This window comes from Streptomyces sp. NPDC034084, from assembly GCF_055575535.1.
In genome coordinates, this window is record NZ_JBVISK010000007.1 from 230,430 (window position 1) to 252,019 (window position 21,590).

The 21,590-nt window shown below is 72.4% G+C and carries 20 protein-coding genes; 5 read left to right on the forward strand and 15 right to left on the reverse strand.

Annotated features, from left to right (window positions below; all coding sequences use genetic code 11):
- Window positions 1-65: 65 nt before the first annotated feature.
- The gene (locus tag ACZ51I_RS25895) at window positions 66-725 is read left to right on the forward strand and encodes a TetR/AcrR family transcriptional regulator (RefSeq protein ID WP_468880151.1); all 660 of its coding nucleotides are present in this window, start codon (window positions 66-68) and stop codon (window positions 723-725) included.
- Window positions 726-898: 173 nt separating this feature from the next.
- On the forward strand, window positions 899-2,527 hold the full coding sequence (locus tag ACZ51I_RS25900) for an amidohydrolase (RefSeq protein ID WP_468880152.1): 1,629 nt from the start codon (window positions 899-901) through the stop codon (window positions 2,525-2,527).
- A 45-nt stretch (window positions 2,528-2,572) separates the two neighbouring features.
- Here the strand turns inward: ACZ51I_RS25900 and ACZ51I_RS25905 are convergent, their stop codons facing one another.
- The gene (locus ACZ51I_RS25905) at window positions 2,573-3,514 is read right to left on the reverse strand and encodes a LysR family transcriptional regulator (RefSeq protein ID WP_468880155.1); all 942 of its coding nucleotides are present in this window, start codon (window positions 3,512-3,514) and stop codon (window positions 2,573-2,575) included.
- Between the two features lie 70 nt (window positions 3,515-3,584).
- Between ACZ51I_RS25905 and ACZ51I_RS25910 the strand changes: the two genes are divergently transcribed.
- Window positions 3,585-4,745, forward strand: a complete 1,161-nt coding sequence (locus ACZ51I_RS25910) for a TDT family transporter (RefSeq protein ID WP_468880157.1) — start codon at window positions 3,585-3,587, stop codon at window positions 4,743-4,745.
- Here ACZ51I_RS25910 and ACZ51I_RS25915 read toward each other — a convergent pair.
- From ACZ51I_RS25915 to ACZ51I_RS25930, 4 genes are all read right to left on the reverse strand, one after another.
- The gene (locus ACZ51I_RS25915; RefSeq protein ID WP_468880160.1) at window positions 4,672-5,388 is read right to left on the reverse strand and encodes a helical backbone metal receptor; all 717 of its coding nucleotides are present in this window, start codon (window positions 5,386-5,388) and stop codon (window positions 4,672-4,674) included. The two genes, ACZ51I_RS25910 and ACZ51I_RS25915, sit on opposite strands and share 74 nt — an antisense overlap.
- Window positions 5,389-5,455: 67 nt before the next feature.
- Window positions 5,456-6,007, reverse strand: coding sequence for a helix-turn-helix domain-containing protein (locus tag ACZ51I_RS25920; RefSeq protein WP_468880163.1), 552 nt, complete (start codon window positions 6,005-6,007; stop codon window positions 5,456-5,458).
- Between the two features lie 160 nt (window positions 6,008-6,167).
- Window positions 6,168-7,982, reverse strand: a complete 1,815-nt coding sequence (locus ACZ51I_RS25925) for an ABC transporter permease/substrate binding protein (RefSeq protein ID WP_468880166.1) — start codon at window positions 7,980-7,982, stop codon at window positions 6,168-6,170.
- Complete coding sequence (locus ACZ51I_RS25930) at window positions 7,975-9,051, reverse strand: quaternary amine ABC transporter ATP-binding protein (protein ID WP_468880169.1); 1,077 nt, start codon at window positions 9,049-9,051, stop codon at window positions 7,975-7,977. The genes ACZ51I_RS25925 and ACZ51I_RS25930 overlap by 8 nt, the downstream gene beginning before the upstream one ends.
- A gap of 297 nt (window positions 9,052-9,348) precedes the next feature.
- Here ACZ51I_RS25930 and ACZ51I_RS25935 point away from each other — a divergent pair, with 297 nt between their 5' ends.
- Together ACZ51I_RS25935 and ACZ51I_RS25940 are read left to right on the forward strand one after the other, a co-directional pair.
- Entirely contained in the window at window positions 9,349-10,254 is a 906-nt protein-coding gene (locus tag ACZ51I_RS25935; protein WP_468880536.1) for a 5'-3' exonuclease, read from the forward strand.
- Window positions 10,255-10,343: 89 nt separating this feature from the next.
- Window positions 10,344-11,180 (forward strand): siderophore-interacting protein, encoded by an 837-nt coding sequence (locus ACZ51I_RS25940; RefSeq protein WP_468880172.1) that lies wholly within the window; start codon window positions 10,344-10,346, stop codon window positions 11,178-11,180.
- A 158-nt stretch (window positions 11,181-11,338) separates the two neighbouring features.
- Here the strand turns inward: ACZ51I_RS25940 and ACZ51I_RS25945 are convergent, their stop codons facing one another.
- The 10 genes from ACZ51I_RS25945 to ACZ51I_RS25990 form a co-directional block, all read right to left on the reverse strand.
- A complete protein-coding gene (locus ACZ51I_RS25945; protein ID WP_468880173.1) occupies window positions 11,339-12,649 on the reverse strand; it encodes a cytochrome P450 in 1,311 nt (436 codons plus the stop codon).
- 400 nt (window positions 12,650-13,049) lie between these two features.
- Window positions 13,050-15,878, reverse strand: coding sequence for a DEAD/DEAH box helicase (locus tag ACZ51I_RS25950; protein WP_468880175.1), 2,829 nt, complete (start codon window positions 15,876-15,878; stop codon window positions 13,050-13,052).
- A gap of 161 nt (window positions 15,879-16,039) precedes the next feature.
- Entirely contained in the window at window positions 16,040-16,999 is a 960-nt protein-coding gene (gene tatC, locus ACZ51I_RS25955; protein WP_468880178.1) for a twin-arginine translocase subunit TatC, read from the reverse strand.
- Window positions 17,000-17,066: 67 nt separating this feature from the next.
- A complete protein-coding gene (gene tatA, locus ACZ51I_RS25960; protein ID WP_468880180.1) occupies window positions 17,067-17,348 on the reverse strand; it encodes a Sec-independent protein translocase subunit TatA in 282 nt (93 codons plus the stop codon).
- A 186-nt stretch (window positions 17,349-17,534) separates the two neighbouring features.
- The gene (locus ACZ51I_RS25965) at window positions 17,535-17,732 is read right to left on the reverse strand and encodes a hypothetical protein (protein ID WP_468880183.1); all 198 of its coding nucleotides are present in this window, start codon (window positions 17,730-17,732) and stop codon (window positions 17,535-17,537) included.
- Window positions 17,733-17,745: 13 nt separating this feature from the next.
- Entirely contained in the window at window positions 17,746-18,009 is a 264-nt protein-coding gene (locus tag ACZ51I_RS25970; RefSeq protein WP_468880185.1) for a hypothetical protein, read from the reverse strand.
- Window positions 18,010-18,073: 64 nt separating this feature from the next.
- Entirely contained in the window at window positions 18,074-19,027 is a 954-nt protein-coding gene (locus ACZ51I_RS25975) for a helix-turn-helix transcriptional regulator (protein ID WP_468880188.1), read from the reverse strand.
- A gap of 16 nt (window positions 19,028-19,043) precedes the next feature.
- Window positions 19,044-20,000 carry a helix-turn-helix transcriptional regulator gene (locus ACZ51I_RS25980; protein WP_468880191.1) on the reverse strand — a complete coding sequence of 319 codons (957 nt, stop codon included), beginning with the start codon at window positions 19,998-20,000 and terminating at the stop codon, window positions 19,044-19,046.
- Between the two features lie 136 nt (window positions 20,001-20,136).
- Window positions 20,137-20,508, reverse strand: coding sequence for an FKBP-type peptidyl-prolyl cis-trans isomerase (locus tag ACZ51I_RS25985; protein WP_468880194.1), 372 nt, complete (start codon window positions 20,506-20,508; stop codon window positions 20,137-20,139).
- A 58-nt stretch (window positions 20,509-20,566) separates the two neighbouring features.
- Complete coding sequence (locus ACZ51I_RS25990; protein WP_468880197.1) at window positions 20,567-21,508, reverse strand: FKBP-type peptidyl-prolyl cis-trans isomerase; 942 nt, start codon at window positions 21,506-21,508, stop codon at window positions 20,567-20,569.
- Window positions 21,509-21,590 lie beyond the last annotated feature (82 nt).

The following is a 21,590-nucleotide window of genomic DNA, read 5'->3' on the forward strand; positions in this document are numbered from 1 at the left end:
GCCCTCCGGATGCGTGTGTGCCCACCTGGTTGCTTATTGGTCGCACACTCAATAGCATCGCCGGTATGCCGTCAAGCGTCCAGCGCAAGAGAATTCGGAAGACTCCCGAGGCCCGTAGGACGGAGATCGTGGAGACCGCGGCCCGCGTCGCCCTGACCGAGGGCCTGGAGTGCGTCACGCTCCGGCGCATCGCCGACGAGCTCGCCGTGCGACCCGGTCTGATCAGCCACTACTTCCCCTCGGCGGAGGACCTCGTGGCCGAGGCGTTCAGCGTCGCCTCCACCGGCGAGCTCGACGCCCTGCTGCCCGCCGACCGCCCCGACGGAACCCCGACGCAGTACCTCGCGCGCTACTTCGCCCTCTCGGCCGGAGAGGCGTACGACGACATCAGCCGCCTGTGGATCAACGCCCGGCACCTCAGCCGCTACCGGCCCGTGCTCCGCGACCGGGTCGCCGAGCAGGAGCTCGCCTCCGACGACCGCCTCGAAGGACTCATCCGCGAGGGGGTCGAGCGCGGCGAGTTCCGCACGGACGACCCACGCGCGGCGGCCATCCAGATCCTGGTGGTCCTCGACGGCCTCGGCGCCCACGCCAACACCGACCGGAGCGACCGCCCGGAGGTGGTCACACGGATGGCGGTGACGACGGCGGAACGGGAACTCGGCCTGCCGTACGGCGCCTTGACCGGCGTACCGCTACCGGGGCAACCGGCCGAGCCGCGCTGACGGGCGGAGATCACCGCGCCGCGCCCGGCGCCGCACGTCCGAGGATCCCGCCGGCGACCGGTGCCCGCGGTCGACGCCGGGACGCCCCGACCGACCCGCCACCTGCCCACCGGCCTCACCCCCACCCTCCGCCCCCCACCCCGACCGCCTCTCGCACTCTTCCTGGAGACACCGTGCGCACCCGACTCGTCCTGCACGCCGCCCGTCTGCTCGACCCCGGCACGGGGGCGTTCCTGCCGGAGACCGCGCTCGCCGTCTCCGGCGACGGCCGGATCTCCGCCCTGGGCGACGACCGCGAGATCCGGGCACTTGCCGGGCCGTCGACGACCGTCCTCGACCTCAAGGGGGCCGTCGTCACCCCCGGCTTCGTCGACGGCCACCTGCACCCCGTCACCGGCGCCGAACTCACCCACGGCCTGGACCTGTCGCACTGCGCCGATCTCGACGACGTACGGGAGGCGCTGGCGCGCGAGGTGCGGAGCCTCGACCGCGGCCCGTGGCTCTTCGGCTGGGGCCTGGACCCGAACGTCTTCGGCGGCCGTCCCGTCGCCACGGCCCCCTTCGACACCGTGCTCGAGGGGATCCCTGCCTTCCTCCTGCTCTTCGACGCCCACTCGGCGCTGGCCAGCCGCCGGGCCCTGGAACTCGCCGGGGTCGACGGCCCCCGCACCTTCGACCAGGCCTCCGCCGAGGTCGTCTGCGACGCCGACGGCCGCCCGACCGGGCTGCTCCAGGAGGACGCCGCCTGCGAGCTGGTCGAGCGGGTCGCCCCCCGGCCGACGCGCGAGGAGAGCCGGCGGCGGCTCGCGGCGGCGCTGCGGTCCATGGCGGCAGCGGGCCTCACCGGCGGCCACGCCATGGACGCCAACGGCGACAGCCTCGCCCTGTACGGGGAGCTCGACGCGGCCGGCGAGCTGCCCCTGCGGCTCCGGGTCGCGCCCTGGTGCCAGCCGGGCACCGACGCCGACGGCGTGCGCGCGCTGATCGAGCAGCAGGGCACGGGCGGGGAGCTGTGGCGGGTCGCCGGCGTGAAGCTCTTCATGGACGGGACGATCGACAACGGCACGGCGTGGCTGGAACGGCCGGACTGCCACGGCGAGTCCACGCACGCGTTCTGGCCGGACCCCGAGGCCTACACCCGGATCCTCGGGGAGCTGCACCGGGCGGGCGTGGCCACCGCGACGCACGCCATCGGCGACGCGGCCGTACGGCACGTCCTGGACTCCGTGGAGAAAGCGCGGACGGGCGGAGGCGCTCGGGTACGGCACCGGGTCGAGCACATCGAGACGGTGCCGGACGACACGCTGCGCCGCTTCGCGGAACTGGGCGTCCTGGCGTCGATGCAGCCCACGCACTGCTGCGACTACACGCGCGCCGACCACACCGACAACTGGTCGCGGCGTCTCGGCGAGGAGCGCGCCGCGCGCGCGTGGCGCTGCCGCGACCTGTCGGACTCGGGTGCGACCGTGGTCCTCGGCTCGGACTGGCCGATCGCGCCGTTCCCGCCGCTGGGCGTGATGGCCGGGGCCCGGCACCGGCGCCCGAGCCGTGACCTCGGCCAGGCGCCGCACGGGCCGGAACAGGCGCTCACGCCGCTGGAAGCGCTGCGCGGCATGACGACGGCGCCGGCGTACGCGGCGGGCGAGGAGCACGAGGCGGGCCGTCTGGCCGTCGGCTGCCGCGCCGATCTGACGGCCCTGGCGGCGGACCCCCTGACGACCCCGTCGACGGAACTCCCGGACGTCCCGGTCCGCCTGACGACGGTGGCGGGCCGGGTGACGTTCCGCGCGACGGATCTCTGACGGGCCCGTCGGTCCGTGGAGGGGGCGCGGGACACCGCCTCGAGGTCAGCCCCGCGTCAGCGACAGCAGATCCCGCGCCGGGCCCGTGGGACGGTGGCCCGTGGGCCAGACCGCGCGGAGGTCGCGGCGGAGCAGGACCCCCTCCACCGGGATCGCCACGAGACGTCGCGACGCCAGCTCCTCCGTGATCGCCAGCTCGCTCAGGACAGCCGGCCCCGCGCCGCTCACCGCCGCCGCCTTCACCGCGGTCGTGGAGGCGAGTTCGAGCAGCGGCTGCGCGAGCCCGCCGTGGGCGGAGAGCGCCGCGTCCAGGACCTGCCGGGTCCCCGAGCCGCGTTCCCGCAGGACCAGCGGGGTCGCGGCCAGTTCGGCCGGGTCGAGCGGGCTGCGGCGCCGGGCCCACGGGTGCGAGGGCGCGGCGACGAGCGCGAGCCGGTCGTGCGCGACGACGACCCCGTCGAGGCCGTCCGGCACGGCGAGCCCCTCCACGAAGCCGACGTCCGCCTCGCCCGAGAAGAGGCGTTCCGCGACGGCCGCCGAGTTCCCGGCCTGCAGCGACACGGCGGTGTCGGGCCGCTCGGCGCGCAGCGCGATCAGCCAGCCCGGCAGCAGATACTCGGCGATCGTCATGGACGCGGCCACCCGCAGCCGCGAGTCCCGCCGCCCCCGCAGCGCCTGCGCACCCGCGTCGAAGGCCTCCGCGGCCTCCACGATCCGCCGCGCCCAGTCGGTGACGAGGGCGCCCGCGTCGGTGAGCCGGGAGCCGCGCGGCGAGCGGTCGAGGAGGGCCACGCCGAGCTGCCGTTCCATCGAGCGGATCCTGCTGCTGGCGGCGGGCTGGGTGATCCCGACCTCACGGGCCGCCGCGCCGAGGCTGCCGTGCCGGGCGACGGCGAGGAGCAGTTCGAGCGCGCCGAGGTCGGGGACCCGGTGGGTGAGGCCCCGGTGGGAGACGGGGGTCGGCGTCCTGCCCTGCTCACTGCTCATAAAGGCAGCTTATGGCCTCATAGTCGCAACGTCCCTGGTGGGGCCGGTTCCGGCGCGAAACGATCGGGACATGGCAAGCCTCGCACCTTCCCTCCCCGCCCTTCGCGCCACCACCCCCGGCGCCCGGGCGACCCGTTCCGTCCGTCACCTCGGACCCAACTGGTACGCCTCCGTGATGGGCACGGCCATCGTCGCCAACGCGGGCGCCGCGCTCCCGGTGGACCTCCCCGGCCTCCGTACGGCCTGCGCCGCCGTCTGGGCCCTGTCGCTCGCGATGCTGCTCGCCCTGGTCGCCGCCCGCGCCGCGCACTGGGCCCGCCACCGGGACCAGGCCCGCGCCCACCTGATGGACCCGGCGATGGCGCCGTTCTACGGCTGTCTGTCGATGGCGCTGCTCGCGGTCGGCGGCGGGGCGGTGATCGTGGGCCGGGACTGGATCGGGCTGCCCGCCGCCGTCGCCCTCGACACCGTCCTCTTCACCGCCGGCACGGTGACCGGTCTGGTGGCCGCCGTGGCCGTCCCGTACCTCATGGTCGTGCACCACCGGATCGAGAGCGCGTCGCCCGTCTGGCTGCTGCCGGTCGTCGCCCCCATGGTCTCCGCCGCGCTCGGCCCGCTGCTCCTGCCGTACCTGCCCGCCGGGCAGACGCAGCAGACCCTGCTGATCGGCTGCCACGCGCTGTTCGGCGTCAGTCTCCTCGCCACCCTGGTCATGCTGCCGCTGGTCTTCGGACGGCTGGTCACCGGCGGTCCGCTGCCGCTCGCGCTGACCCCCACCCTGTTCCTGGTCCTCGGCCCGCTGGGTCAGTCGACGACCGCCGCGAACAAGTTCGCCGACTCGGCCGCGGGCGTGCTGCCCGCCCCGTACGCCCACGGCTTCGCCGCCTTCGCCGTCCTCTACGGGGTCCCCGTGACGGGTTTCGCGCTGCTGTGGCTGGCGCTCGCGGGGGCGATGGTGCTGCGGGCGCGGCGGCGGGGCATGGGCTTCGCGATGACCTTCTGGGCGTTCACGTTCCCCGTGGGCACCTGTGTGACCGGCGCCGAGGGCCTCGCCCGGCACACCGGTCTGGCCGCGTTCCGGTGGCTCGCCATCGGCCTGTACGTGTTCCTCGTGGCGGCCTGGCTGGTGGCCGGTTTTCACACCCTGCGCGGGCTGTTCAGCGGCGCGCTGCCCGCAGGGCCCGGCTCAGCGCCCGCGGGGCTTCGGCCAGTGACGGCCCGTACCAGGTGAGCATGCGCCCGTCGACGAGCGCGGCGGCGGTCCCGGGGAAGGCCTCGGGGCCGTCGTCCCGCGTGAAGCGGTAGGGCTCGTCGGGCAGGACGACGAGGTCGGGGCCGGCGGCACGGAGCTCGTCGAGCGGGAGGCGCGGGTAGCGCTCGGGGTGGCCGGCGTAGAGGTTCCGGACGCCGAGGCGGGCGAGCAGGTCGCCGGCGAAGGTGTCGGAGCCGAGGACCATCCAGGGCCGCCGCCAGATCGGCACGACGGCGGTGCGCGGCTCGACCGGCTCGACCGCCTCCCACGCGGTCTCGGCCTCCTCCAGCCAGCGGGGCCGCCGGGGCACGCCGCAGGCGGCGAGGACCCGCTCCAGTTCCCGTAGCCCCTGGTCGAGCGTGCGGATCTCGGTGACGAGGACGTCGAGCCCGGCCGCCCGCAGGACGGCGATGTCGGGCGCGCGGTTCTCCTCCTCGTTGGCGAGGACCAGGTCGGGCCGGAGCGCGGCGACGGCCGCGACGTCGGGGTTCTTGGTGCCGCCGACGCGGACGACGTCGAGTCCGGCGGGGTGGCTGCACCAGTCGGTGGCGCCGACGAGCACGCCGGGCGCGGTGACGGCGACGGCCTCGGTCAGGGACGGCACGAGGGAGACGGCTCTCATCGAACCGCGGCCTCCGACGACTCTCATCGAACCGCGGCCTCCGACGACTCTCGTCGAGCCGCGGCCCTCATTGCTCCTCGGCCTCGACGTGGTCGCCGACGGCGACGACGAGGAGCCGGGTGCCGGGCTCGGTGGCGCGCCAGCGGTGCCGTACACCGCCGGAGAGGTAGAGCGTGTCGCCGCGGCCGAGACGGTAGGCCCGGCCCTCGGCCTCGACCTCGGCGGCGCCGTCGGCCACGTAGAGCAGTTCGTCGTTGCGGTGCTGGAACTCGCGCCCCGCGTCCTGCTCGCCGGTGAACTCCAGGGCGTGCAGCTGGTGGCGGCCGCGGACCAGCGCCCGGACGCCCGGCGGCAGGGCCGGGGAGTGCTCCCCCGCCCGTACGACGTCGACGGTGCGGGAGGCCTCGGCGGCGGCGAGGAGCTCGCCGGCCGTGGTCTCCAGGGCCCCGGCGACGAGATCGAGCGAACGGCGGCTGGGGCGGGCGCGGTCGTTCTCGACCTGGCTGAGGAAGGGCACGGAGAGGCCGCTGCGGGAGGAGACGACGGCCAGGGTCAGCTGGAGCGCTCTTCGGCGCCTCTTGACGGCCGCCCCCACGCGGGGTGCTTCCTTCTCGTCCATGTCGACTCCCTCCCTCTGCTCGTACCGGTCGGTTACCTGAACCTTACGCAGCTTTGGGGCGGGGTTTCGCGTCGTGCCGAAAAGGGGTGGTCGCCGAACACGTTCGGCGACCACCCCTTTTCGGCCAGTGAAGAACGCAGGCCGGTGCAGAGCGGGTCCGCTACTGCGGGGCGAGCTTCTCCGCGAGGCCGGGGTTCCGGTCGAGCCAGGTGCGGACGGCCTGCTGCTCCTTGCCCTTGCCGGTCTCCTGGATGACGGCTTCGAGGTCGGTGAGCTGCTTCTCGGTCAGCGAGAAGTTCTTCAGCCAGGCGCCGACCTCGGGGTTCTCGGCGGCGAAGCCCTTGCGGGCCAGGGTGTGGACGCCGTCGCCCTTGCCCCAGGAGCCCTTGGGGTCGTCGAGCTTCTTCAGGTCGTGGGCGGCGTAGGCCCAGTGCGGGGACCAGAGGGTGACGACGACGGGTTCCTTGCGCTCGTACGCGCGCTTGAGCTCGGCGAGCATGCCGGGCGTGGAGCCGTCGACGACCTTGTACTCGCCGTCCAGGCCGTAGTCCTTGAGGACCTTGTCCTTGAGGATCCCCATCATTCCGGCGCTGGGCTCGATGCCGACGATCCGGCCCTTGAACTGTCCGGCCTTCCCCTTGAGGTCCGCGAGCGAGTCGACGCCCTTGACGTACGAGGGGACGGAGAGCTCCAGGGAGGTGGGGCCGTACCAGGAGCCGAGGTCCTCCAGCTTGTTCCTGTACTTCTCCCAGTACTGGGCGTGGGTGACGGGGAGCCAGGCGTCGGTCTGGAAGTCGAGCTGGCCGCCGGCCAGGCCGGTGTAGAGCGCGCCGGCCTCCAGCTGCTTGGTCTCGACCTCGTAGCCGCGGCGCTCCAGGAGCTCCTTCCACAGGTACGTGGAGGCGATGCCCTCGTCCCAGGGGATGTAGCCGATGCTGACCTTCTTGCCGTGGCCGCCGCCGGTGCCCGAGGCGGTGGTGGAGGTCGAGCCGCCGTTTCCGCCGAGGAAGCCCATGCCGCCGGCGAGGAGCGCGAGGACGACGACGCCGACGAGGGCGGCGACGGGCTGCGGGCGGTGGGCCCAGATCTTCGCCCCGGGGCGCTTCGCGCCGAGCGCGGCGCGGGCCTTCGCGGCGGCGCGGCGGCCCAGCGGGGAGACCTGGCGGCCGAGCGCGCCGGTCATCCGGTCCAGGTACATGGCGAGGACGACGATGGAGACGCCGGCCTCGAAGCCGAGGCCGATGTCGACGTTGCCGATGGCGCGGTAGACGGCGCCGCCGAGCCCGCCGCCGCCGACCATGCCGGCGATGACGACCATGGAGAGGCCGAGCATGATGACCTGGTTGACACCGGCCATGATCGTCGGCAGGGCCAGCGGCAGCTGCACGCGCAGCAGGGTGTTGCGCGGGGTGGTGCCGAACGCCTCGGCGGCCTCGACGAGTTCGCCGTCGACCTGGCGGATGCCGAGCTCGGTCATGCGCACGCCCGGGGGCAGCGCGAAGACGATGGTGGCGATGATGCCGGGGACCACGCCGACGCCGAAGAAGATGATGCCGGGGATGAGGTAGACCATCGCCGGCATGGTCTGCATGAAGTCGAGGACGGGCCGCAGGACGGCGCTGACGGTCTTCGAGCGGGCCGCCCAGATGCCGAGCGGGACGGCGATCACCAGGGTGACGAGGGTGGCGACGAGTACGAGGGAGAGCGTCGCCATGGCCTCGTCCCACAGCTGCACCGAGTCGACGAGCGCGAAGCCCGCGAAGGCCAGCACACCCGCGGAGAGGCCGCGCAGCCACCAGGCGACCACGGCGAGGATGCCGGCGAAGATCAGCGGCTGGGGTGCGGACAGGACGGCGTCGATGCCGTCGTAGAGGCCGGTGACGCCGCTGCTGACGGCGTCGAAGAGCCAGGAGAGCTGGGCCTGGAGCCAGTCGACGGAGCTGTCGACCCACTGGCCGAGGGGAAGCCTAGGCACCGGCGGTCACCTCCTGGGCCTTGGGGAACGGGACATTCGTCGCCCCGATCCCTCCCATGACGGCGAGGAGACGTTCGGTCGGTACGACTCCGAGGACGGAGCCGTCGGTGTCCTCGACGGTCACCGGATGCGGGGCCAGGGCGGCGACGGCGCACAGGTCGGCGACGAGCGTGTCGGGGCCGACGGACCGGCAGGCGCAGTCGGCCGGGCAGTCGGCCGGGGCGACGGCGTCGGTCATGACGGCGGAGGCGGTGAGCACCCGGGAGCGGTCGACGTCCTGGATGAAGGAGGCGACGTAGTCGTCGGCGGGGCGGACGAGGATGTCCTCGGCCGTGCCGAGCTGGACGATCCTGCCGTCGCGCATGACGGCGATGCGGTCGCCGAGGCGCATGGCCTCGTTGAGGTCGTGGGTGATGAAGACGATGGTCTTCTTCAGCCGCTGCTGGAGCACGAGGAGCTGGTCCTGCATGTCGCGGCGGATCAGCGGGTCGAGCGCGCTGAAGGACTCGTCCATCAGGAGCAGGTCGGCGTCGGTGGCGAGGGCGCGGGCGAGGCCGACGCGCTGCTGCATGCCGCCGGAGAGCTCGTCGGGCCAGGACTTCTCCCAGCCGGCGAGGCCGCACAGTTCGAGGGCCTCGGCGGCCCGGGTCTCGCGCTCGGCGCGGGGCACGCCCTGGACCTCCAGGCCATAGGCGGCGTTCTCCAGGACGTTTCGGTGCGGGAAGAGCGCGAAGTGCTGGAAGACCATGCTGATCTTGCGGGAGCGGACCGCGCGCAGCTCGCGGGGGGAGAGCGCGGTGAGGTCCTGGCCGTCGAAGAGGACCCGGCCGGCGGTGGGTTCGAGCAGGCCGTTCAGCATGCGGAGGAGGGTGGACTTCCCGGAGCCGGACAGGCCCATCACGACGAAGATCTGACCGGGTTCGACGGTGAAACCGGCGTCGACGACGGCCGCCGTCGTTCCTTCGGCGCGCAGCTCCTCGCGGTCGGCGCCGTCGGCGAGCCTGCGGACGGCTTCGTCGGGTCGTCTGCCGAACACCTTGTACAGGTGGTCGGCCTGGAGCCTGGACACATACACCTCACGGGTAGCGATGAAGAACGGCCCCACCACCCCCGCGCGGCTGGGCCGTGGAGCGGGGCGGGATCGGCCCGCGACCCGTCGCGTACGGCGATCCTTTTCGTTGAATCCCGTACCGGGTTCCGCTCCGGGCTCGCACATGCCCGGCTTCACTGGATGCAAACGCAAAGGTGACGGGGGTCACGCGGACCCCCCCCGAGCCCTGCGGAGGGGTGCGGGACAGCGGCGGCCTGTCGCTCGGAGGGGACTGTCGGCGGGGTGCGGCATGATCGGGGTGTGACGCGACGCCTGATGCTCCTCGACACCGCCAGCCTCTACTTCCGCGCGTACTTCGGCGTGCCGGACTCCGTCCGTGCGCCGGACGGCACCCCGGTGAACGCCGTGCGCGGGCTGCTCGACTTCATCACCCGGCTCGTCCAGGACCACCACCCCGACGACGTGGTCGCCTGCTGGGACGAGGACTGGCGGCCGCAGTGGCGGGTGGACCTGATCCCCTCGTACAAGGCGCACCGGGTGGCCGTGGAGACGGCGACGGGGCCGGACGTGGAGGAGATCCCGGACACGCTGTCCCCGCAGGTGCCGGTGATCGAGGAGGTCCTCGCGGCGCTCGGCATCGCGCGGGTCGGGGCGGCGGGGTACGAGGCGGACGACGTGATCGGGACGCTCGCGGGCCGCGCCGAGGGGCCGGTCGACATCGTCACCGGCGACCGCGACCTGTTCCAGCTGGTGGACGACGCCCGGGGTGTCCGCGTGCTGTACCCGCGCAAGGGGGTCGGCGACTGCGATCTGGTCGACGCGGAGCTGATCCGTACGAAGTACGGGGTGCGGCCCGACCAGTACGCGGACTTCGCGGCGCTGCGCGGGGACGCGAGTGACGGCCTGCCCGGCGTGAAGGGCATCGGCGAGAAGACGGCGGCGCAGCTGATCACGGAGTACGGGGACCTGGCGGGCGTCCGGGCGGCGGCCGAGGACCGGACGTCACGGCTGACGCCGGCGAAGCGGCGCGGGATCGTGGAGGCGGCCGCCTACCTGGACGTGGCGCCGGCGGTGGTGAGGGTCGCCTCCGACGTACCGCTCCCGGAGTTCGACGCTGCCCTGCCGGCCGCTCCCCGCGACCCGGCCGCCCTGGAGGCCCTGGTGAAGCGCTGGGGTCTGGGCGGAGCGGTGGGGCGGCTGCTGCCGGTCCTGGGGCGCTGACGGAAGGCTGTTCGGGCCACACCGGGCCTCTTCCGCCGCGTAATGGTAGCTTAGGCATACCTAAGTACGCAGAGTCAGGAGAGCCCCTCGTGGCAGAGCAGCCGGCCCGCAAGGCACCGAAGGCCACCGAAGCGCGTGTGGTGCACACCGAGCGGATCACTCCGCACATGGTGCGGGTGGTGCTGGGCGGCCCCGGACTGGACGGCTTCGCGGCGGACACCTACACCGACCACTACGTGAAGCTGCTCTTCGCCCCGGAGGGCGTCTCCTACCCGGAGCCCTTCGACATGGAGCGGATCCGGGCGGAGTTCCCCCGCGATCAGTGGCCGACGACCCGGACGTACACGGTGCGGGCCTGGGACCCGGTCCACCGTGAGCTGACCATCGACTTCGTGGTCCACGGCGACGAGGGCCTCGCCGGCCCCTGGGCCGCGCGCGCCCAGGCGGGCGAGACGGTGCGCTTCCTCGGCCCCGGCGGCGGCTACGCGCCGGACCCGGCGGCGGACTGGCACCTGCTCGCGGGCGACGAGAGCGCCCTGCCGGCGATCGCGGTGGCCCTGGAGCAGCTTCCGGCGGGCGCGCGGGCACACGCTCTGATCGAGGTCGCGAACGCGGCCGAGGAGCAGAAGCTGGCCACGGACACGGGCATTCAGGTCACCTGGCTGCACCGGGGCGACCGCCCGGCGGGCGAGGCGCTGGTCGAGGCGGTCACGGCCCTGGACTTCCCGGCGGGCGACGTGCACGCCTTCGTCCACGGCGAGGCGGGCTTCGTGAAGGAGCTGCGCCGGCACCTGCGGCACGACCGGGGCGTGGCGCGCGAGCGGCTGTCGATCTCGGGCTACTGGCGCCTGGGAAAGTCGGACGAGGCGTGGCGCGCGATCAAGCGCGAATGGAACGACCAGGTGGAGCGCGAGCAGGAGAAGTGAGCGAAGGGGCCCGGGCCGAAAGCCCCGGGCCCCTTCGCATACCCGCCGGCCCCCACGGTCCGCCGGGGGCTTACATCGCCGGACAGGCCCTTCGTTCACCGATTTCTCGGGGTCGTCGCCGCCCGTGACGCCAGCCGTCCCGGGCGAGCGGCCGGGGCTCAGATCCGGGTGCGGACCGTGGCGAGGATCTCGCGGTCCGGCTGGAGGGTGAGGCTCGGGACCGGGCGTATCTCCTCGGTCGTGAGGTCCAGCTGGTACCGGCGCGCGAGGACCGCGAGGACGAGGACCGCTTCGACGAGGGCGAATCGGGTGCCCAGGCAGACCCGGGGCCCTCCGCCGAAGGGGTACCAGGCGTACTCCGGTATCCGCTCGGCCGGTTGGCCATCCTCGCCGATGAGCCAGCGCTCGGGTCGGAACGCCTCGGGATCCCCGTACCAGCGGGGGTCGCGGTGGGTGGCCCACTGGCTGGACCAGACGCGGGTCCCGGCCGGGACGGGGGTGCCGCCGAGGGTGGCGCCCTCCTTGGCGATGCCCGTGAGGAGCCAGATGGTCGGGTAGAGGCGGAGGGTCTCCTTGATGACGGCCTGGGTGTAGGTGAGGGAGGCGTAGTCGTCGTACCCGGGCTCGTGGTCGCCGAGGACGCGGTCGAGCTCCTCGGTGAGCGCGTCACGCACCCGCGGGTTCCCCGAGAGCAGGTACCAGACCCAGACGAGGGTGGAGCTGGTCGTCTCGTGGCCGCCGATGTAGAGGGTGACGGTCTCGTCGCGGATCTCCTGGTCGGAGAGGCTGGCCCCGGACTCGTCGCGGGCGGCGAGAAGTCGGCTGAGGAGGTCGGGCCGGTCGGTGTCGCCCTCCCGGTGGCGGGAGACCACTCGCGAGACCTCGGCGTCGATGACCGCGGTGGCACGTCTGATCCTGGCGCGCCCGGGGGTGGGTACCCAGTCGGGCAGCAGAGCGCCGATGCCGCTGAACTCGGCGCCGATCTCCTTCTGCGCGACGTCCATCGCGCGGCCGATCGACGCGGCGTCGGCCGCGGTGTCGACGCCGAAAATGGTCCGGACCGCGATGAGTTGGGTGAGGGCGGCCATCTCCTTCTTGATGTCGACCAGCTGCCCGTCGGTCCACCGGTCGGCGAGGCCGACGGCGCACTCGGCCATCGTCGCCGCGTAGGACCGGACCTGCTTGGGGCGGACGGAGGGCTGGACGAGGGACCGCTTGCGCCGCCAGTCCGCGCCCTTGGCGACGACGACGCCGTTGCCGAGGAGCGTACGGAAGGCGATGCCCAGGTCGGGCTGGTCGAAGGTCCGCTCGACCTCGGTGAGGAGTTCACCGATGGTGTCGGGGTGGGCGATGAAGAGGGCGGGCCCGCGGCCGAAGCGCCAGCGCACGAAGTCCCCGCGCTCCCGGAGCTGTTCGAAGAAGCCGAGGGGGTCCTTACCGAAGGCGGGAAGGTTCCCGAGCAGGGGCACACCCCGTGGCCCGTCCGCGAAGACCGGACCCCGAGTCGGCGGCGAGGCCGGAGTCGAAGTCGGAGTCGGAGTCGGAATCGGAATCGGAGTCGACTGCAGAGTCGAATCCGGCGGCCGAGTCGCTCCCGGCACCACCCCCGCCGGTTCCCCGCCCGACGACGGCCCTTCCCGCTGCTTCCCCTCGTCCCGCATCCCGGCACCCTGCCCCGCCTGCGTGGTCATCCGCGCCCCCTCCCCCACTGGCCCAACAGGCCTCACCTGCTTGCGAGTCCATGCAAGCGGACACCCCGCCCCCGCGCCACCCCTGTGGACGAGGACCTGTGGACAACCTCTGACGGCGGCATGCCAAGGGGCCCGTGGCGCGCGCACGCCACGGGCCCCTCACACCACTGCCGAGCCGTCAGCCCACGGAGCTGTAGGCGACGACACCGCGCAGCAGCGCGTCCACGGCCTTGCGGGCGTTCTTGGCGACCGTGCTGTTCTCCCTGGGCGCCGCCGCGGCGATCTGCCCGAGGACGTCGATCACCTGCTTGCACCAGCGGACGAAGTCGCCCGCGGGCATCTCCGCCTCGCGGAGCACCTCGTCGAGGCTCTTGTCGGACGCCCACTGGTAGGCCGCCCAGGCGAAGCCGAGGTCGGGCTCGCGCTGGCCGACACCCTCCGCCTGGTTGATCTTGAACTCCTCTTCGAGGGCGTCGAGCCGACCCCAGATGCGGACCATCTCGCCCAGCGCCGCCTTGGCGTTGCCCGTGGGCAGCTTGGGTGCCACCGCGTCGTCGGCCTGACGCGCCTCGAACACCAGCGCCGAGACGCACGCGGCGAGTTCGGCCGGGGTGAGGCCCTCCCAGACACGGTCCCGGAGGCACTCGCTCGCCAGCAGGTCGAGTTCGCCGTAGAGCCGGGCGAGCCGCTTGCCGTTCTCGGTGACCTCGTCGCCGCGCAGGTAGTCGAGCTCCGTGAGGAGCGCGACGATCCGGTCGAAGGTGCGGGCGATCGTGTTGGTGCGGCCCTCGATGCGCCGCTCCAGCTGCTGCGTGTCGCGCTGGAGCCGGTGGTAGCGCTCGGCCCAGCGGGCGTGGTCCTCGCGCTCGTCGCACCCATGGCAGGGGTGCGCCCGGATCTCGGTGCGCAGCCGGGCGATCTCGCGGTCGTCGGCGGCGGCGGCGCGCTGCCGGTGGTGCCGCTCGGGGTTGATGTGACCGGCCTTGCTCCGCAGGGCGGAGGCGAGGTCACGCCGGGACTGCGGGGAGCGCGGGTTGAAGGACTTGGGGATCCGCATGCGCTCCAGCGCCTCGACCGGGACGGGGAAGTCGATGGAGGCGAGCCTCTTGACCTGCCGTTCGGCGGTGAGGACGAGGGGGCGCGGCCCGTCGTGGTGCTCGAAGCCCCGGTGGCCGTTGGTGCGGCCGGCCGGGATGCCGGGGTCGAGGACGAGCGCGAGGCCCGCGAACTTGCCGGTGGGGACGTGGATGATGTCGCCGGGCTTGAGCTTCTCCAGGGAGCCGGCGGCCTGGGCGCGCCGCTGGGCGGCGCCCTGCCGGGCCAGTTCGGTCTCGCGGTCCTTGAGGTCGCGGCGGAGCCGCGCGTACTCCTCGAAGTTCCCGAGGTGGCAGGTCATGCCCTCGCGGTAGCCCTGGAGTCCCTCCTCGTTCTTCTGGACCTGGCGCGAGATGCCCACGACGGAGCGGTCGGCCTGGAACTGCGCGAAGGAGGTCTCCAGGAGCTCGCGCGAGCGGTGCCGGCCGAACTGCTCGACGAGGTTGACCGCCATGTTGTACGAGGGCTTGAAGCTGGAGCGCAGGGGGTACGTGCGCGTGCCGGCGAGTCCGGCGAGGTGGCCGGGGTCGAGACCGCGCTGCCAGAGCACCACGGCGTGGCCCTCGACGTCGATGCCGCGGCGGCCTGCGCGGCCGGTGAGCTGGGTGTACTCACCGGGGGTGATGTCCGCGTGCTGCTCGCCGTTCCACTTGACGAGCTTCTCGAGGACGACGGAACGCGCGGGCATGTTGATGCCGAGGGCGAGGGTCTCGGTGGCGAAGACGGCCTTGACCAGGCCGCGGACGAAGAGCTCCTCGACGACCTCCTTGAAGGTCGGGAGCATGCCGGCGTGGTGGGCGGCGATGCCCCGCTCCAGGGCTTCCAGCCACTCGTAGTAGCCGAGGACGTGCAGGTCCTCGGTGGGGATCGCGGCCGTGCGCGCCTCGACGATCTCGCGGACGCGCCGGCGTCCCTCGTCGTTGTTGAGCCTCAGTCCGGCGTAGAGGCACTGCTGGACGGCGGCCTCACAGCCGGCGCGGCTGAAGATGAAGGTGATGGCGGGCAGGAGCCCTTCGGCGTCGAGGCGCTCGATGACCTCGGGGCGGCCGGGGGTCCAGATCCGGGAGCGCTGGCGGCGCTCGCGCTCGCGGTCGGCCTCGCGGACCATCTTGCCGCGCCGCCGGTCGCGCGGGTTGTACGTGCGCGTGTTCTCGGTGCGGGCGAGGCGGAGGAGGTCGGGGTTGACCTCGCGCCGGGACGCGCCTCGGCCGCCGTGGTCGGTCTCCTCCTCGAAGAGGTCGTACATCCGGCGTCCGGCGAGGACGTGCTGCCAGAGGGGTACGGGGCGGCTCTCCGAGACGATGACCTGGGTGTCGCCGCGGACGGTGTCGAGCCAGTCGCCGAACTCCTCGGCGTTGGACACGGTCGCGGAGAGTGAGACGAGGGTGACGGATTCGGGGAGGTGGATGATCACTTCCTCCCAGACGGCGCCGCGGAAGCGGTCCGAGAGGTAGTGGACCTCGTCCATCACGACGTATCCGAGGCCGGAGAGGGCCTGGGACCCCGCGTAGAGCATGTTGCGGAGGACCTCGGTGGTCATGACGACGATCGGGGCGTCGCCGTTCACGCTGTTGTCACCGGTGAGCAGGCCGACCTTGTCGGCGCCGTACCGCTTGACGAGATCGGCGTACTTCTGGTTCGACAGCGCCTTGATGGGCGTCGTGTAGAAGCACTTGCGGCCCTGGGCGAGGGCGAGGTGGACGGCGAACTCGCCGACGATGGTCTTGCCGGAGCCCGTCGGCGCGGCGACGAGCACGCCCTTTCCCGTTTCGAGTGCCTTGCACGCCTCGATCTGGAAGGGGTCCAGATCGAACTCGTACATCTCGCGGAAGGGAGCCAGTGCGGTGGCCTGCTCGGCGTTGCGGGCGAGGGCCGCCGCGTACGCCTCGGCTGGTGTGAGGTCCTCTGTCATCTTGTTGTCGAGCCTACCCGCCACCTCTGACAGTGACGCGATCTTTATCGAGGGGATGCGGAGGGCTCGGTTCCAGGCGCAGGGGCCGCACGCCGCGGCGGGACCCACGGGGGAGACGCGTCACGGTCCCCCCGGCCGGAGCCCGGGGTGACCGCGCGGCGTCAGGTGATGTCGTCGTAGCCGTGGAGTCGCTGCACGCTCGTTCCGCCGTGCTCCCCGTTGGCCTGCTCGGGCAGGGCACGGGCGGCGCTCACGGGCTCGACGGCCCCGACGGGCTCGGGGGTGAGGTCGAGCGAGGAGGCCTCGTCGTCGGCGAGCTCGGCGTCGGGGTCGGCGCGCAGTCTGCGCCGGTCGTTGAGGAGGGCGACGCCGACCGCGATGAAGTAAAGGATGATGATCGGCCCCGCCAGGGCGATCATGCCGAGCGGGTCGGTGGACGGCGTCGCCACAGCGCCGAAGACGAAGGTGCCCATGATCATGGCCCGCCACCAGCCGGCCATGCGCTTGCCCGTGACCACTCCGGTGAAGTTGAGCATCATCAGCAGCAGCGGCAGCTCGAACGCGAGGCCGAAGACGAGCACCATCCGGGTGGTGAAGTCCAGCAGGTCGTCGAGCGAGAGGAAGTTCGACGCCACGTCAGGCGTGATGCTGATGAGAACCTTCACGCTGACGGGCATGATCAGGTACGCGGTGTACGTGCCGGCGGCGAAGAGCGGTACGGCGACGGCGGCGAAGAGGTACGTGTACTTCTTCTCGTTCCTGTGGAGGCCGGGCGCGACGAATGCCCAGAGCTGGTACAGCCAGACCGGCGTGGAGGCGATGACCCCCGCGAGCATGACCACCTTCACCGTCGATGTGAACGGCGACAGCATGGTCTGGTACGCGATGATGACGCAGCGCCCGCCGGTGTTCTCGGACACCGAGGTGTTGGGCGGGCACTTCGGCACGGGAGAGGACAGAAGATCCATCAGCTGCTGACTGAAGAACGCGGCCACGACGGAGGCCACGACGATCGCCAGCATCGCCTTGGCCACACGGTTGCGCAGCTCCCGCAGATGGTCCACGAGCGGCATGCGGCCCTCGGGGTCCTTCTGCTTCTGTGTGCGGGCAGACTTGAGCAACCCACGTCCTCATCTCATGCGGGCAGGCCGCCTCACGGCGACCTTGGGGCGAGCAGGTCGAACCGGATCAACGCTGGGTGGTGTCCGTCGTCTCGGTGACGGGACGAGCGGAGGCGACGTCGCCGGGAGCGGCCTTGATGGTCCGCTGGACGGGGGCCACCGGCTCGGCCGGCACGTCGGCGGGGGCGGGCTCCGCACCCTCCGACTTCATCGCCTTCGCCTCGCTCTTCAGGATGCGGGCGGACTTGCCCAGGGAGCGCGCCATCTCCGGGAGCTTCTTGGCGCCGAAGAGAAGCACGACGACGATCAGGATGAGACTGATCTCGAGGGGACCGATCTGACGGAACATGGCTGTGGTCTACCTTCTCACCGAGGCGGCATGGAGTGCGTGCCCGGCAGGCCGGACATCCGTCCAACCACCGCGCTGCCTGCGATCGTAACCCGCAGGAGTAAACGTGGGGCAATGCCCGTGCATACTCCCGATTGCGTCCAGAGCCCCTGATCGGGACCACTTCACGCAGCGTACGGCACTGGTTCAGGGAAGCGTCTCGCCGGTCCGGGCGAGGCCGGAGGCGGCGGTTTCGAGCTCTTCGGCGGCTCGCTGGATCCGCTGTGTGGTATCGGCCACTTGACGGCCCAGGCGCTGGACCTCCAGGAAGACCTTGACGGCGAGGACGCCGAGGACGGCGAGGCCGAGGAAGCCGAGGGCGATGGCGAGCATGGGCCAGAACATGGAATGAGCCTACTCAGACCGTCGTGTGGAGGCGCAGGGTGCGCACGCCGCCGCCGGTGAGGAGTTCGACGATGCGCTCGCCCGCGGGCTTGCGCACGGAACTGCCGCACTCGGGGCAGGTGAAGGAGTAGAAGGTGGTGCGGCGGCTCGCCCCGATGGCGAGGCGCAGGGCACTCGCGGAGAGTTCGAAGCGCGAGCGGCAGTCGGGGCAGGCGGCCTTGAAGAGGACCGGGGCCACGGACGCCGCAAAACCGTGCATCGCGGACATCTCCCTCATCTCTCTTGACTCTGGCATCACGTCGGTGACCACGTCGGTAACAGCGTCCCCGGGGCGGGGAACGTCACACGCCCTCGTACGCGGCGAGCGCGGCGGCCGCCGCCGTCCGCGCGCTGTCGGCCAGCTCCGCCGGCGCGACGATCCGCCCGTCGCTGCCGAGCCGCAGCGCCAGCCTGCGCAGCGAGGCCGGGTCCGGCGTCCGCAGCGTGATCCGCAGCCCGCCGTCCGGCAGCTCGTCGGCCCGGTCGTGCGGGTAGTACTCGGCGACCCAGCGACCGCCGGGACCGACCTCGACCACGACCTCAGGGTCGTCGGCGGACGGCTGGACCAGGCCCTCGGAGAGGTCGCGCAGTTCCAGCTCCGGCGGAGCGGCGTGCTCGTCGAGGATGCGGATCTCGGCGACCCGGTCGAGCCGGAAGGTGCGGCGCGCCTCGGAGAGCCGGCACCACGCCTCCATATAGGTGTGGCCGACGGCGAAGAGCCGGATCGGGTCGACCTCGCGCTCGGTGAGCTCGTCGCGCGCCGGCGAGTAGTACCGCACCCACAGCCTCCGCCGCTCGGAGATCGCCCGGTCCACCTCCGCGAAGACCCCGCCCTCGGACTCGAAGGTCACGGAGAGCCGGGCGCTGGCTCCGGCGGCCTCGCCGGCCGCCGCCTCCAGCTTGGCGGTGGCGCGCAGCAGGGCGTCCCGGTCGCTCTCGCGGAGCCCCGGCAGGGTGGCGACGGCCCGGGCGGCGACGAGCAGCGCCGTCGCCTCGTCGGCGGCGAGCCGCAGCGGCTCGGCGACGTCATCGGGGTTGTGCCACCAGATCCGGTCCCCGTCGGTGTCGATGTCGAGGAGGTCGCCGCCCCGGAAGCTGGTGCCGCACATGGGCAGCACGTCCAGGTCGGAGATCAGCTCGTCCTCGGTGATCCCGAAGGCGCGCGCCACGTCGGCGACGTGCGCGCCGGGGCGCTCCCGGAGATAGGTGACGAGGGAGAGCATCCGCCTCGTCTGGTCGATCGCGTTGGCAGCCATGCGGTACGTCTCCCCCTCAGCCCTTGGCCACGGCGCGCAGCCGCTCCAGCACATCGGCCCGCAGATCGGCGGGTTCCAGCACGACCACGTCGGGGCCGAACTCGACGAGCCAGGCGTCGAGCCCGTGCCCGTACGGGATCTCCAGCTCGTCCCAGCCGTCGCCGCCCTCGGTCACGGCCTGGGCGCGGGCCCGCAGCGGGTAGCCGCAGCCTGCCCGGAGCCGGATACGCGCGGAGCGGGTGGCGGTCTCGCCGGCCCAGCTCTCCACGGTCTCCCGGACCGTCGAGACGTCGGGCACGGGCGCGGTGAAGGCGCCCGCCCGCGAGCGGACCCTGCCGGTGATGCGGGAGAGCCGGAAGACGCGCTCGGCACCGCGCTCGCGGTCCCAGCCGGCCAGATACCAGTGGCCGCGCCAGCACTCCAGGGTCCAGGGCTCGACCTGGCGGGTCTCGGGGCGGGCGGCGTTGGCCTTGCGGTAGTCGAAGACGACGGGCCGGCGGTCGCGGCAGGCCAGCATGAGCGGCTCGAAGGCGGCCTCGTGGACCGGGATGCGCGGTTCGAGGGCGCTGGGCTGGGTGTCGTACGAGTCCTCGGCCTCGGGCATGCCGGCGGCGCGGAGCTTCTGGAGGGCGCCGCTGGCGGCTCCGGCGAGCCGGGCCTGCTGCCACACCTTGGCGGCGAGGCCGAGCGCGGCGGCCTCCTCGGCGTCGAGGGTGATCGGCGGCAGCCGGTTGGAGTCGCGGCGGGCGAGGTAACCCGTCTCGCCCTCCAGGTTCTCGACGGTCTCGATGACCAGGCCGAGCTCCCGCAGGTCGTCCTTGTCCCGCTCGAACATGCGGTTGAAGGCCTCGTCCCCGCTCGCTTCGAGGTAGGCCTCGATGGAGCCGCGGAGCTCCCGCTTGCTCAGCGGGCGGCGCGTCCCGAGCAGGCACAGCGCGAGATTCATCAGCCGCTCGGACTTGGCAATCGCCATCGACGCCCTGCACCCTTCCGCCGGTTCACTTCTCGGACGTCCGACCGTACCGCCCCGGGGTGTCGGGACAAAAGCCGAGGGCCCCCGCCGTGGACGGCGGGGGCCCCGGAGCGACCGGAACGGTCGGACGGACCGGTCAGACGGCCATCAGGTCGCAGACGAAGATCAGCGTCTCGCCCGGAGCGATCTTGCCGCCCGCGCCACGGTCGCCGTAGGCGAGGTGGGCGGGGATGATCAGCTCGCGACGACCGCCGACCTTCATGCCCTGGACGCCCTGGTCCCAGCCCGAGATGACCTGGCCGACGCCAAGCCGGAACTGGAGCGGCTCACCGCGGTTCCAGGAGGAGTCGAACTCCTCGCCACTGGAGAAGGCGACGCCCACGTAGTGGACGGAGACGGTGGCGCCGGCCTTGGCCTCCGGACCGTCGCCCTCCCAGATGTCCCTGATCTGCAGGTCCTTCGGCGGCTCGCCACCCGGGAAGTCGACCTCGGGCTTCTCGATGCTCACTGAACTGCTCCTCTTACCGATGAACTGCGCGATGATGAACCGCGCGAACGGGACAGTCTTACATCTTCGTCAGGATGTCCACGGCGAAGACCAGCGTGGAGTTCTTCGGAATGCCCTGCTTCTCCTGGTCGCCGAAGCCCTCCGACGGCGGGGCGACGATCAGGACGCGGCTGCCGATCTTCTTGCCGACGAGACCGTCCTTGAGGCCCTTGAGCGTCAGCTGCGCGAGCGGGAAGTTCGCGGGCTTGCCCGTGGTGTAGGTCGAGTCGAAGACCTTGCCGTCCTTCCACAGGGCGGCGACGTAGTTCACGACGACCGTGTCGGTGCCCTTGACGGCCTGGCCGTTGCTCTCGAGCACGTAGTTCGAGACGAGCTTGGACGGCGGGTCGGTCTTCGGGACCGTCAGCGAGGGGGCCTTGCCGTCGGTGTTCGTGCCGACCTTCGGCAGGTCCTTGTTCTCCTGGGCGACCGGGGTGCCCGTGGCGGACTTCGGGATCGTCACGGACTTCAGGATGTCCACGACGAAGACGAGGGTGGCGTTCGGCTTGATGCTCGGCGGCGAGCCGGCCGCGCCGTAACCGAGCTCCGGCGGGATGGCGATCTCGAGTCGGCTGCCGACCTTCTGGCCCTCCAGGCCCTGGTCCCAGCCCTTGATGACCTGGCCGGCGCCCAGCGTGACGTCGAAGGGCTGCCCGCGGTCGAAGCTGTTGTCGAAGGGGGTGGTGGAGTCCCAGGCCTGGCCCAGGTAGTTCACCTGGAGCGCGTCGCCCTTCTTCGTCACCGCGCCCTTGCCCTCGCTGACGACGTTGACCTTCAGTTCCTTGGGCGGGTCGCCCTCACCCTTGGAGAGGGTCGGCTTCTCCCCGAACTTCTGCCCCGCGGTGATGGCGGGCAGTCCGTTCTTCATCGAGGCGGAATCGGAGCCCTTGTCGTCGCTGCCGCACGCCGCTGTGGAGAGCAGCAGCAGCGGGACGACGAGAAGGCCGGCAAGTCGGCGCACGTGTTCCTCAGATCTCAGACGGCACAGTAGTGGTGCCGACACTCTAGGCGTTCCTCCTGTCACGTCGAAGGCCCCGCACGCC